General features: G+C 63.1%; 8 protein-coding genes. 3 read left to right on the top strand and 5 right to left on the bottom strand.

The window, feature by feature from the left end; translation table 11 throughout:
- Nucleotides 1-16: 16 nt before the first annotated feature.
- The 5 genes from GHT07_RS00865 to GHT07_RS00845 are packed head-to-tail and all read right to left on the bottom strand — an operon-like array spanning nucleotide 17 to nucleotide 6,810.
- The gene (locus GHT07_RS00865; protein WP_153583160.1) at nucleotides 17-673 is read right to left on the bottom strand and encodes a DUF4124 domain-containing protein; all 657 of its coding nucleotides are present in this window, start codon (nucleotides 671-673) and stop codon (nucleotides 17-19) included.
- A 32-nt stretch (nucleotides 674-705) separates the two neighbouring features.
- Nucleotides 706-2,754, bottom strand: coding sequence for a M3 family metallopeptidase (locus tag GHT07_RS00860; protein ID WP_153583159.1), 2,049 nt, complete (start codon nucleotides 2,752-2,754; stop codon nucleotides 706-708).
- A 41-nt stretch (nucleotides 2,755-2,795) separates the two neighbouring features.
- The gene (gene folD / locus GHT07_RS00855; RefSeq protein WP_153583158.1) at nucleotides 2,796-3,653 is read right to left on the bottom strand and encodes a bifunctional methylenetetrahydrofolate dehydrogenase/methenyltetrahydrofolate cyclohydrolase FolD; all 858 of its coding nucleotides are present in this window, start codon (nucleotides 3,651-3,653) and stop codon (nucleotides 2,796-2,798) included.
- Nucleotides 3,653-4,279, bottom strand: coding sequence for a response regulator transcription factor (locus GHT07_RS00850; RefSeq protein ID WP_153583157.1), 627 nt, complete (start codon nucleotides 4,277-4,279; stop codon nucleotides 3,653-3,655). Before GHT07_RS00850 ends, folD begins: the two co-directional genes overlap by 1 nt.
- Nucleotides 4,276-6,810, bottom strand: coding sequence for a PAS domain-containing sensor histidine kinase (locus GHT07_RS00845; RefSeq protein WP_153583156.1), 2,535 nt, complete (start codon nucleotides 6,808-6,810; stop codon nucleotides 4,276-4,278). Before GHT07_RS00845 ends, GHT07_RS00850 begins: the two co-directional genes overlap by 4 nt.
- A 148-nt stretch (nucleotides 6,811-6,958) precedes the next feature.
- Here GHT07_RS00845 and aceE point away from each other — a divergent pair, with 148 nt between their 5' ends.
- Genes aceE through GHT07_RS00830 form a run of 3 tightly spaced genes read left to right on the top strand, consistent with a single transcriptional unit; the run spans nucleotide 6,959 to nucleotide 11,964 of the window.
- The gene (aceE, locus tag GHT07_RS00840) at nucleotides 6,959-9,673 is read left to right on the top strand and encodes a pyruvate dehydrogenase (acetyl-transferring), homodimeric type (RefSeq protein WP_153583155.1); all 2,715 of its coding nucleotides are present in this window, start codon (nucleotides 6,959-6,961) and stop codon (nucleotides 9,671-9,673) included.
- Nucleotides 9,674-9,704: 31 nt separating this feature from the next.
- Nucleotides 9,705-11,345 carry a dihydrolipoyllysine-residue acetyltransferase gene (gene aceF / locus GHT07_RS00835; protein WP_153583154.1) on the top strand — a complete coding sequence of 547 codons (1,641 nt, stop codon included), beginning with the start codon at nucleotides 9,705-9,707 and terminating at the stop codon, nucleotides 11,343-11,345.
- Nucleotides 11,346-11,373: 28 nt separating this feature from the next.
- Nucleotides 11,374-11,964, top strand: a complete 591-nt coding sequence (locus tag GHT07_RS00830; protein WP_153583153.1) for an Ntn hydrolase family protein — start codon at nucleotides 11,374-11,376, stop codon at nucleotides 11,962-11,964.
- Nucleotides 11,965-11,966: the final 2 nt, after the last annotated feature.

Here is an 11,966-nt window from a genome sequence, read left to right as displayed (position 1 = left end):
TAGCGCCCAGGCGCGCCTAGAAGCGAATGCCCGCAGGATTTTCTGCGGCTGCAGGTGCGCGCGGCGCAGCGCCGGGTGCGGCCGCTTGCGCCGCCGGCGCAGAAGCTGGCGTTGCCGGTGCCTGCACGGCGACGACCGGCCCGGCAGGCGCCTGCCGGTAGTTGGGTGGCAGCATTGACGTCTTGGGGTAGCCCGCTGCGTCGAGGAAGTCGTTCCATTCCGACTCGTTGAAGCCCTTGAGCTGCTGGCCGCCGATCGTGAGCAACGGCAGTGCCGCAGAGCCGCCTTGCAGGCGCTTGAGCGCGTCCAGGTCTTCAACGGTGGTCACTGTCTTTTCGCTGAACGGAATGCCGCGGGCCGAGAGGCTGGTGCGGCCCCTGCTGCAGGGGTCGCAGTTCGCGCCGGTGTACATCGTGACAGGGAAGCGGCTCATCGCATTGCGCAGCTCGACAGCAAGCGCGGGTCCATCCGAGCCGGCTGAGCTGCGCACGGAGGTCGAGGATGCGCTCTTGCCGGGCACGACTGCAGCCGGCGGCTGATCAGAAAAAGTGACCTTGCCATCGGGCCCGATGATGCGGTAGATCTGTTGCGCGGATGCGTCGCCGCCGATGAAGGCGGTCACCCCGAGCAAACCCATGAGGCCCGTAGCGAGCAGTTGGCGCGCAGTCGACATACTTTTCCTGACTCCGTGTCTTTGTGGTTACTTCAGGCCATGCCCTGGTGTCGCAGCAAGGCGTCCAGCGTGGGTTCACGGCCACGGAACGCCTTGAACGACTCCATTGCAGGACGGCTGCCGCCGCTCTCCAGGATGGCCTCGCGGTATTTTCTACCCGTTTCGATGCTGGGCAACCCATTTTTACCCGCTGTCTCTTCGAATGCGGCGTAAGCATCAGCACTCAATACCTCAGCCCACTTGTAGCTGTAGTAGCCGGCCGCGTAACCACCTGCAAAAATGTGACTGAACGTGTGTGCCGTTCGGCTGAAAGCCGGCGGCTTGATCACGGACACTTCCTCGCGCACTTGCGCGAGCAGCGGCATGAAGTCCCGCGCGGGGTCGTGCTCGGTGTGCATGAGCATGTCGAACAGGCCGAACTCGATCTGCCGCAGCGTGCCCAGCCCGCTCTGGAAGTTCTTGGCCGCCAGCATTTTGTCGAACAGCTCGCGCGGCAGCGGCGCGCCAGTATCGACGTGCGAGGTCATGTGCTTGAGCACATCCCACTCCCAGCAGAAGTTCTCCATGAACTGGCTGGGCAGCTCGACGGCATCCCACTCCACGCCGCTGATACCGGACACATCGCGTTCGTTCACGCGCGTGAGCATGTGCTGCAAGCCGTGGCCGAATTCGTGGAAGAGGGTGATCACGTCGTCGTGCGTGAGCAGGGCCGGCTTGCCTTCGACGGCCTGCGCGAAATTGCAGACGAGATAGGCGATGGGCGTTTGCAGCTGCCCGTTGTCCGGTCGCAGCCAGCGTGAGCGGGCGTCGTCCATCCACGCGCCGCCACGCTTGCCGGTGCGCGCCGTGGTGTCGAGGTAGAACTGGCCGACGAGCTCGGGCGCCGAGCCTTGGCTGCCGCCCTGCGCCGACCGCTCGATGCGGTAGAACTCCACGCCTTGCGTCCACACCGGCGCCGTGTCGCGGCGCAGCGTGACTTCAAACAGTGTCTCGATGATCTTGAACAAGCCCGCCAGCACCTTGGGCGCAGTGAAGTATTCCTTGACCTCCTGCTCGCTGAACGCATAGCGGTCTTCCTTGAGCTTCTCGCCGATGTACGGCCAGTCCCAGGCTTGCGGGTCTTTCAGGTTGAGCTTGTCTGCAGCGAACGCGCGCATGTCCGCCAGGTCTTTTTCGGCATAGGGCCTGGCGCGGCTGGCGAGGTCACGCAGGAAGGTGATGACCTCTTTGGGTGAATCCGCCATCTTCGGCACGACCGACACTTCGCCGAAATTGTTGTAGCCCAGCAGTTGTGCTTCTTCCTTTCGCAGCTGCAGGATCTCCTGGATGACGGCCGTGCTGTCGAACTTCGGATCACCCTGGTCGCTGGCGCGCGTGACGTAGGCGCGGTACATGCGCTCGCGCAGGGGGCTGCTGTGCGCAAACTGCATCACCGGCAGGTACACGGGCATCTTCAGCGTGAGCTTGTAGCCTTCCTTGCCGTCCGCCTGGGCGGCAGCGCGGGCGCTTTGCACGACGTCGTCGGGCACGCCGGCCATCTCTGCCTGTGTGGCGTAGTAGGCATAGGCGTCCGTCGCGTCGAGCGCGTTCTCGCTGAACTTTTGAGCCAGTGCAGCCGACTTTTCCTGGATCGCGGCGAACCGTTCTTTGGCGGCGCCCTGCAGCTCTGCACCGCCGAGGACGAAATTGCGGATCGCGTTCTTGTGGGCTTGCAGCTGCTCGGCGTTGAGTGTTGCCGGATCGATCGCCTTGTACTTGGCGTAGAGCCGCTCATCACTGCCAAGGCGCGTCCAGAACTCGGTGACTTTAGGCAGCGCTTCGTTGTAGGCCGCTCGCAGCTCGGGTGTATCGGCAACACCGTTGAGGTGGCTCACGACGCTCCAGGAACGGCCGAGGCGCTCGGTGGACACGTCGAGCACCCTGGCGATGTCGCTCCAGCGGGCGGGGAAGTCGGGTTGCGTCACCTTCTCGAGCGCTGCATTCGCATCGGCGAGCAGTGTGTCGATCGCAGGGGCTACATCAGCCGGCTGGATCTGGTCGAAGGCGGTGAGGCCGGTGAAGTCGAGAAGGGGATTGCTCATGACGCTTATTTTGCGTCATGCGAGCCGATTTCAATGGCGCTTCACTGGCCGGCAGTGGCTGTCTCGGCAGCTTCCAGCGTATTGGCGAGCAGCATGGCACGCGTCATGGGCCCGACGCCTCCCGGCACAGGCGTGATCCAGCCCGCCACTTGCGACACGCCCGCAAAATCCACGTCACCGCAGAGCTTGCCTTCGTCGTTGCGGTTCATGCCGACGTCGATCACGACGGCGCCCGGCTTGACCATATCGGCCGTCAGCACATTGCGCTTGCCGACGGCGGCAACCACGACATCGGCATTGAGCGTGAACGACTTGAGATCGCGCGTGCGGCTGTGGCAAATGGTGACTGTGGCGTCTTTCGCGAGCAGCATCATCGCCATGGGCTTGCCGACGATATTGCTGCGGCCGATGACCACGGCGTTCTTGCCGCGCAGGTCATAGCCGATCGATTCGAGCATCTTCATGCAGCCGTACGGCGTGCAGGGCCAAAAGCCGGGGCGGCCCACCATCAGCGCGCCGGCGCTTGCGACGTGGAAGCCATCGACGTCTTTCGCGGGCGAGATGGTTTCGATCACCTTTTGTGCGTCGAGGTGCTTGGGCAGGGGCAGCTGCACGAGGATGCCGTGCACGGCCGGGTCCTGATTCAGTTCGTGGATGCGCTTGACCAGCGCGGCTTCGGTCATGTCGGCGGGGTAGCGCTCCAGCGTTGCGGCCAGGCCCGTCTCGGTGCTGTCGTTGACCTTGTGCTTCGTGTAGACCTGGCTTGCCGGGTCTTCGCCCACGAGGATGATCGACAACGCGGGCTGGATGCCGCGAGCCTTCAGCGCTGCAGTGCGGCCCGAAACTTCGGCGCGGATTTTCGCGGCAAGCGCGTTGCCGTCAATGATGTGCGCGGTCATCAGGTTTTTGGCGCGTTCTGGCCGAGGGCGATCTTGAGCAGGTCAGCCACGGTGTTCGCGTTGAGCTTTTCCATGATGTTGGCGCGGTGCGCCTCCACCGTCTTGATGCTGATGCCCAGGTCATCGGCGATCTGCTTGTTCAGCCGGCCAGCCACGATGCGTTCGAGCACTTGCGCCTCACGCGAGGTGAGTTTGGAGAGCAGGGCGTCGCGGCTGGCGGCGCTCTGGTAGTCGGCGAAGGCGTCCTTGGCGTGTTCGAGCATGCGCTCGACCAGGCTCACCAGCTCGTCTTCCTTGAAGGGCTTCTGGATGAAATCCATGGCGCCTTTCTTCATCGTGTTCACGGCCATCGGCACGTCGCCGTGGCCGGTGATGAAGACGATGGGCAGTGGTGACTTGCGCTCGATCAGGCGGTCTTGCAGCTCCAGCCCCGTCATGCCGCCCATGCGGATGTCGACGATGAGGCAGGCGACTTCACGCGGGTCGTAGCGGGAGAGAAATGACTCGGCGGAATCGAAGCAGCGGACGCGGTAGTCCTTGCCTTCGAGCAACCACTGGAGCGAATCGCGCACGGCCTCGTCGTCGTCGACAACGTAAACCGTGCCCTTCTTCGGAATAAGACTCATGCAATAACCCCAGCGTCTTTATTTGCTATCGAATTTGAAGCGCCCGACAGCGGTATCCAGAAGGAAAAACGGCACCCGGCGATCTCCGCGCCATTGTAGATGTTCTCCGCCTGCATCCGCCCCTGGTGCGACTCGACGATCGTGCGGCACAGATTCAGGCCGATGCCCATGCCCTCGACCTTGGTGGTGAAGAAGGCCTCGTACACGCGCTCCATCACTTCGGGCGCAAGCCCGGAACCGGTGTCGAGCACTGAAAATTCGATCACGGGCTGCTCGTCCAGCTGCGTGGGGATCACGCGCAGTTCGACACTGCGCCGCGACACGGGCCGCTGCGCATGCTCGATCGACTCGGCGGCGTTCTTCAGCAGGTTGACGAGCACCTGCTCGATCAGGATCGGGTCGACCATCAGCTTGGGAATGCGCGCGGCGACGTAGTGCGACAGGCGCACATTGCGGCGGCGCAGCTCGATACCGGCGAGCTCGACGGCTTCGGTCACCATCGTGTTCACATCCGACAGCGTGCGGTTCGGCTCGCTGCGCTTCACGAACGAGCGAATGCGCTGGATGATCTGCCCCGCGCGCTGTGCCTGCCGCGCCGTCTTGTCGAGTGCCGCGAGCAAGTCCGCTTCGTTGATCTGCTTGCCCTTGATGCGCGACACGAGCCCATTGCAGTAGTTGTTGATCGCCGTGAGCGGCTGGTTCAGCTCGTGCGCCACGCTCGACGCCATCTCGCCCATGGTGATCAACCGGCTGGCGGACTGCGCGCGTTCAGCCTGTGCGGCTGAGAGCTCTTCGGCGTGACGGCGCGGCGTGATGTCGGTGGCGATCACCATCTGCGCGAGCCGCCCGTCCACCCAGTTCAGGTAGCGCGAGCGCACTTCGAGCCACTTGCCCAGCTCCGGCACAAAAATTTCGGCGTTCTCGGACTGCGCTGCCGTCAGCGTGCCGGTGGGCAAGCCGACCAGCGAGTCGACGTCATCGAGCGACTCGTCGTTGCGCGGATGCTCGGGCACGCCCGCCTGCGCAACCATCTGCAAGTGGCCACCGGTCTGCACGCCGAACCACAGCCGGTACAGCTTGTTGGCAAACAGCAGTTCCTCGCTGCCGAGCGGTGCGACGGACACGGAGGCATCAAGCGCTTCCAGCACGGTGGTGAAGCGCTCGTACGAGGCCGAGAGCTGCTCGCGAATGCGGTTTGGCTCGGTGATGTCCGTCATCGACGTCATCCATCCGGTCTGGTGGCTCTTGGCGTCGATCAGGGGCGACACGTAAAGGCGCGCATCGAACAGCGTGCCGTCCTTGCGCTTGACGCGCACCTGGAAGCCGCCCGACGTCGTGCGGCCCTGCAGTTCGTCGTCCAGCCGCGCTGCGAGCTGTTCGCGGTCGTCTTCGGGCCAATAGGGAAAGGGCGGTGTGCGGCCCACGAGTTCTGATTCGGCCCAGCCCGTCATCTGGCAGAACGCGGCATTCACGTACGTGATGCGCCCCTGCAAATCCAGCGCCCGCATGCCCGTGAGCATCGAGTTTTCCATCGCGCGGCGGAAGTTGGTTTCCGCGACCAGGGCTTGCTGCGCCTGCATGCGCCGGCGGGTGTGGCGCCAGTTGCCGATCAGCATCCACGCCGTCATCGCGCTCAGCGCAATCACCAGCCAGAAGAGCCCGCTGCCGATCACGCCCAGGCCCGTGCGATAAGCCTGGCCACGCAACACCAGGCTATTGCCCACAGGTGAGACGGGCACCTCGAATTCATTGGGTTGCGCGGCCCACGGCAGCAGCTGCGTCGCGGGGTTGCGCGGCGGGACCGCGGTGCCAGCCAGGATGCGCCCCTTGGCGTCGAGCAGCGTCATGGCGTACTTCGCGGAGACATCGGTGGGCACGCCATAGCGAAGCAGGCCGTCGATGGAATATTCGCCCAGCAGCACGCCCGAAAAGCGTGCACGCTCCGCCAGCGGAATGTGCAGCTGCAAGATACCGGCGGCATCACCCGTGGCGCCGGGCTGCGAATACACAGGCTGCTGCAGGTCACGCGCCAGACCAAAGGTGCTTTCGGTTTCGCCCACCCGCAGCACTTCACCTGCGACGCGGATCTGCGCGCTCGGCAGGCTGGGCGTTGCATAACTTGCCTTGAGGCGGCGGCGCGCGTCGATCCAGCTCAGCGCCTGCAGCTCCGGGTACTGGACAACGAGCGACTCGGCCCGTCCCATGAACTCTTCGGCATCGACTTCCTTGTTCCCGATGTCGCGCGCGATCCGCATGATCTGCTCTTGCCGCTCCAGCAGGCGCAGGCGAACGCGTTGCTGCGCGTACTCGACATCGCGCTTGACTGCCTCCTGCTCGCGGTCCATTTCCTCGAGGCGCAGGTACCAGAAAGCCGACACGATGGCTGCAAGAAAGAGCACCACGGCTGCAAGTGGCGCAAGCATGGCGAAGCGGTCCTGGTGGCCAGGTGTCTGGCGCCTCCACCAACGTCGCCACCAGGCGACGGCAGGGTGGGCGTCCACTGGTTCAAGGGCGCGCTCGGGGTTCTGCATGAGGAGTGAGTGTAGGTGTTGAGCGCTGTTGAGCGTGTCATATTGTGAAATGGCGATGCACCATTTGAAATGCTGAAAATTCTGTGCGACACTTGCGTCACGGTACGGGTGCGCCGTACTAAATTGCGAACAAACAAGGAGACAAAGCATGTCAGTACAGCCTGAGAACCTGTTCGGCTCGGCCGCGAACGACGCGGACCAGCAGGAAACCCGTGAATGGATTGACGCGCTCTCCGCTGTCATCCAGACCGAAGGCCGCGAGCGCGGCCACTTCCTTCTCGAGCAACTGCTCGAACAGGCGCGCCAGGAGGGCATCGACCTGCCGTTCTCCGCGACGACAGGCTATGTCAACACCATCGAGCCCGCTGACGAAGAGCGCTGCCCCGGCAACCTCGATATCGAAGAGCGCCTGCGCGCCTATATGCGCTGGAACGCGATGGCGATGGTGGTCAAGGCCAACCGCCTGCACCCGGCGGACGGTGGCGATCTGGGCGGGCACATCAGCTCGTTTGCCTCGGTCGCGACGATGTTCGGCGCCGGCTTCAATCACTTCTGGCATGCGGAGAGTGAAGGCCACGGCGGCGATTGCCTCTATATCCAGGGGCATTCATCACCCGGCGTTTATGCGCGCGCCTACCTTGAAGGCCGCCTGACCGAAGAGCAGCTCCTCAACTTCCGCCAGGAGGTCGATGGCAAGGGCATTTCGAGCTACCCGCACCCCAAGCTCATGCCCGAGTTCTGGCAGTTCCCCACGGTGTCGATGGGCCTGGGCCCGCTGATGGCGATCTACCAGGCGCGCTTCCTGAAGTACCTGCATGCACGCGGCATTGCCAACACCGAGAACCGCAAGGTGTGGGTGTTCTGCGGCGACGGTGAAATGGACGAGGTCGAGTCGCTGGGCGCTATCGGCATGGCCGCTCGCGAGAAGCTCGACAACCTCGTGTTCATCGTGAACTGCAACTTGCAGCGGCTCGACGGCCCCGTGCGCGGCAACGGCAAGATCATCCAGGAGCTCGAAGGCGAATTCCGCGGCGCAGGCTGGAACGTGATCAAGCTGATCTGGGGCAGCTACTGGGATCCGCTGCTCGCGCGCGACAAGGACGGCGTGCTGCGCAAGATCATGATGGACACGCTCGATGGCGACTACCAGGCCATGAAGGCCAATGACGGCGCCTTCGTTCGCAAGAACTTCTTCGGCCAGCATCCCAAGGCGCTCGAGATGGTCGCCAAGATGAGCGACGAAGACATCTGGCGCCTGCAGCGCGGCGGCCATGACCCGCAGAAGGTGTACGCGGCGTATCACAAGGCCGTGAACCACAAGGGCCAGCCCACGGTGCTGTTGATCAAGACCGTCAAGGGCTTCGGCATGGGCAAGAGTGGTGAAGGCAAGAACACCGCGCACCAGACCAAGAAGCTCACGGATGACGACATCCGCGCCTTCCGCGACCGCTTCAACATTCCGGTGCCCGATGAGCAACTGGCAGAAGTGCCTTTCTACAAGCCGGCTGACCACACGCCGGAAATGCAGTACCTCCACGCGCGCCGCCAGGCGCTCGGCGGCTACTTGCCCAAGCGCCGCGCGAAGGCCGACGAGCATTTGACGGTGCCCCCACTCGAAGCCTTCAAGGCGGTGTTGGAGCCCACGGCAGAAGGCCGCGAGATCAGCACGACGCAAGCCTACGTGCGCTTTCTGACGGCGCTGCTGCGCGACAAGGAACTCGGTCCGCGTGCCGTGCCCATCCTGGTTGATGAAGCACGCACGTTCGGCATGGAAGGCTTGTTCCGCCAGATCGGTATCTACAACCCGGCTGGCCAGCTCTACACGCCGCAAGACAAAGACCAGGTTTCCTACTACAAGGAAGACAAAGCTGGCCAGATCCTGCAGGAAGGTATCAATGAAGCTGGCGGCATGGCCAGCTGGATAGCAGCTGCAACGTCGTATAGCACGAGCAACCGCATCATGGTGCCGTTCTATATTTACTACTCGATGTTCGGCCTGCAACGCGTGGGCGACTTGTGCTGGGCTGCCGGCGACATGCAGGCGCGTGGCTTTCTGCTCGGCGGCACCTCAGGCCGCACGACGCTCAACGGTGAAGGCCTGCAGCACGAAGACGGCCACAGCCACATCCTGGCCGGCACGATCCCGAACTGCGTGAGCTATGACCCGACGTTCGCGCATGAAGTCGGCGTGATCATGCATCATGGCTTGAAGCGCATGGTCGAGAAGCAGGACAACGTTTACTACTACCTGACGCTGCTTAACGAGAACTACGCCATGCCTGGTTTGCAGCCCGGCACCGAAGAGCAGATCATCAAGGGCATGTACATGTGCAAGCCCGGCGCCCCATCGAAGGCCGGCGCGCCGCGTGTACAGCTGCTTGGTTCCGGCACCATTCTTCGAGAGTCACTCGCCGCGCAGGAACTGCTCAAGAACGACTGGGGCATCGACGCCGATGTGTGGAGCTGCCCGAGCTTCAACGAGCTCACGCGTGAAGGCCAGGACTGCGAGCGCTTCAACTTCCTGCATCCGACCGAGGCGCCGCGCGTGTCGTTTGTCGCTCAGCAGCTTGAAAAGCATGCCGGCCCGATCGTCGCGTCCACCGACTACATGAAGGCATACGCCGAGCAGATCCGTCCTTTCATCCCGAAGGGGCGTACCTACAAGGTGCTGGGCACGGATGGCTTTGGCCGCAGCGACTTCCGCAGCAAGCTGCGCGAACACTTCGAGATCAACCGCCACTACATCGTGCTGGCCGCGCTCAAGTCACTGGCCGACGACGGCGTCATCCCCGCCGCCAAAGCTGCCGAGGCGATCCAGAAGTACGGCATCAAGACAGACAAGATCAACCCGCTGTACGCCTGAACGCGAACAAGAACACCGGAGACAGAACAACATGGCAGCAATCGAAGTGCAAGTCCCCGACATTGGAGACTTCGACGAGGTTTCGGTGATCGAAGTGCTCGTGAAGGTCGGCGACACAGTCAAGGCCGAGCAGTCGCTCGTGACCGTCGAATCCGACAAGGCCTCGATGGAAATTCCGTCGTCGGCAGCGGGTGTGATCAAGGAGCTGAAGGTCAAGCTTGGCGACAAGGTGAAGCAGGGGACGGTGTTGCTGGTCTTGGAAGCCCAGGGCGTTGAGCGTTCGGCGTCAAGCGTTGAGCGGGAACAGCCCAAGACCGCGCCATCGCCACAGGCTGGACCCGACGCTCAACGCTCAACGCCTAACGCGCAACCTGTTGAATTGCGCATCCCCGACATCGGCGACTTCAAGGATGTCGCCGTGATCGAAATCCTCGTCAAGCCGGGCGACGCGATCAAGGCTGAGCAGTCGCTCATCACCGTCGAGTCCGACAAGGCTTCGATGGAGATTCCCGCCAGCGCAGCCGGCGTGCTCAAGACGCTGACAGTGAAGATTGGCGACAAGGTCAATGTGGGCGATTTGATCGGTTCGCTCGAAGGCAGTGGTGCTGCCTCAGCGCCCGCGGTTGCAGCGCCGCCGCCAGCTGCTGCACCAGCAGTGGCAAGCGCACCCGTGGCCGTGGCGGAGCGCACAGCGCCGACGGCTGCACTGCCGCCTCACGAGCCATCAACGCCGACAGGCGCGCTGCCTCATGCCTCGCCGTCGGTTCGCAAGTTCGCACGCGAACTCGGCGTGCCGCTCGAAGAGGTGAAGGGCACCGGTCCCAAGGCTCGCATCACGCACGAAGACGTCCAGTCGTTTACGCGTTCAGTGATGCAAGGCGAAGCGACGACCAAGGCAGCAGCTGCGAAAGCACCTGCCGGCGGTGGCGGTGGCGAGGGCCTTGGCCTGCTTCCGTGGCCCAAGGTGGACTTCGCGAAGTTCGGGCCGTTCGAGCGCAAGGAGATGGGCCGCATCAAGAAGATCAGCGGCGCCAACCTGCATCGCAACTGGGTGATGATCCCGCACGTCACGAACCATGACGACGCCGACATCACCGAGCTTGAAGCGTTCCGCGTGCAGCTCAACAAGGAAAACGAAAAGTCGGGCGTGAAGGTCACGATGCTCGCCTTCCTCATCAAGGCCTGCGTGGCGGCGCTGAAGAAATTCCCGGATTTCAATTCATCGCTCGACGGCGACCAGCTCGTGCTCAAGCAGTACTTCCATATTGGCTTTGCGGCTGACACGCCCAATGGCCTGGTCGTGCCGGTCATCAAGAACGCCGACCAGAAGGGCATCCTGCAGATCAGCACCGAGATGGGTGAGCTCGCCAAGAAGGCGCGCGACGGCAAGCTGGGGCCCGCCGACATGCAGGGTGCCTGCTTCACGATCTCGTCGCTGGGCGGCATTGGCGGGCGCTACTTCACGCCGATCATCAACGCGCCGGAAGTGGCGATTCTGGGCGTATGCAAGAGCCAGATGGAGCCGGTGTGGGATGGCACCCAGTTCCAGCCACGGCTGATGCTGCCGCTGTCACTGTCGTGGGATCACCGCGTGATCGATGGTGCCTCGGCAGCCCGTTTCAACGCCTATCTGGGCGCTATCCTCTCTGACTTCCGCCGCACGATGTTGTGATGAGCGGAGCGATGCTCGAGAGGCAACGATGACAACAGTAGTTGTGGTGAGAAAAGGCGGCCAGGTTGCCATTGCAGCCGACACGCTTGTGACGTTCGGCGACACGCGGCTGGGCAACCGCTTCGAGAGCAACACGAAGATTTTCGTGGCGGAAACAGACGCCGGGCCGAGTTATATCGGCATGGCCGGCACCGTCGCTCACTTCCCCGTGTTGCGCAAGGCAATCGGCTCGATGCCGCGCGAGTTGCTCAAGCTCGGGAGCAAGGATGAAGTCTTCGACACCTTCACCAAGCTCCATCCCTTCCTGAAGGAAAACTTCTTCCTGCAGACCAAGGAAGAAGACAGCGACCCGTACGAGTCGAGCCAGTTCAGCGTGGTGATTGCAAATGCCACCGGCATCTATGGCCTGTACAGCTATCGCGAAGTGTTCGAGTTCAAGCAGTTCTGGGGCATTGGCTCGGGCCGCAGTTTCGCGCTCGGCGCCATGCACGCGCTGTACGACAAGGCCAAGACGGCAAAGGAGCTGGCCGAAGCCGGCATTGCGGCCGGTTGCGAGTTTGATCGCAACTCGGCAGCGCCTGCGGATGTGTTCACGCTCAAGATCAAAGAAACAAAGTGAAA

This window comes from Caenimonas koreensis DSM 17982, assembly GCF_009646335.1.
Lineage (GTDB): Bacteria > Pseudomonadota > Gammaproteobacteria > Burkholderiales > Burkholderiaceae_C > Ramlibacter > Ramlibacter koreensis.
Note: the sequence above shows the minus strand (reverse complement) of the source record. Positions and strands in the feature narration are given on the sequence as shown.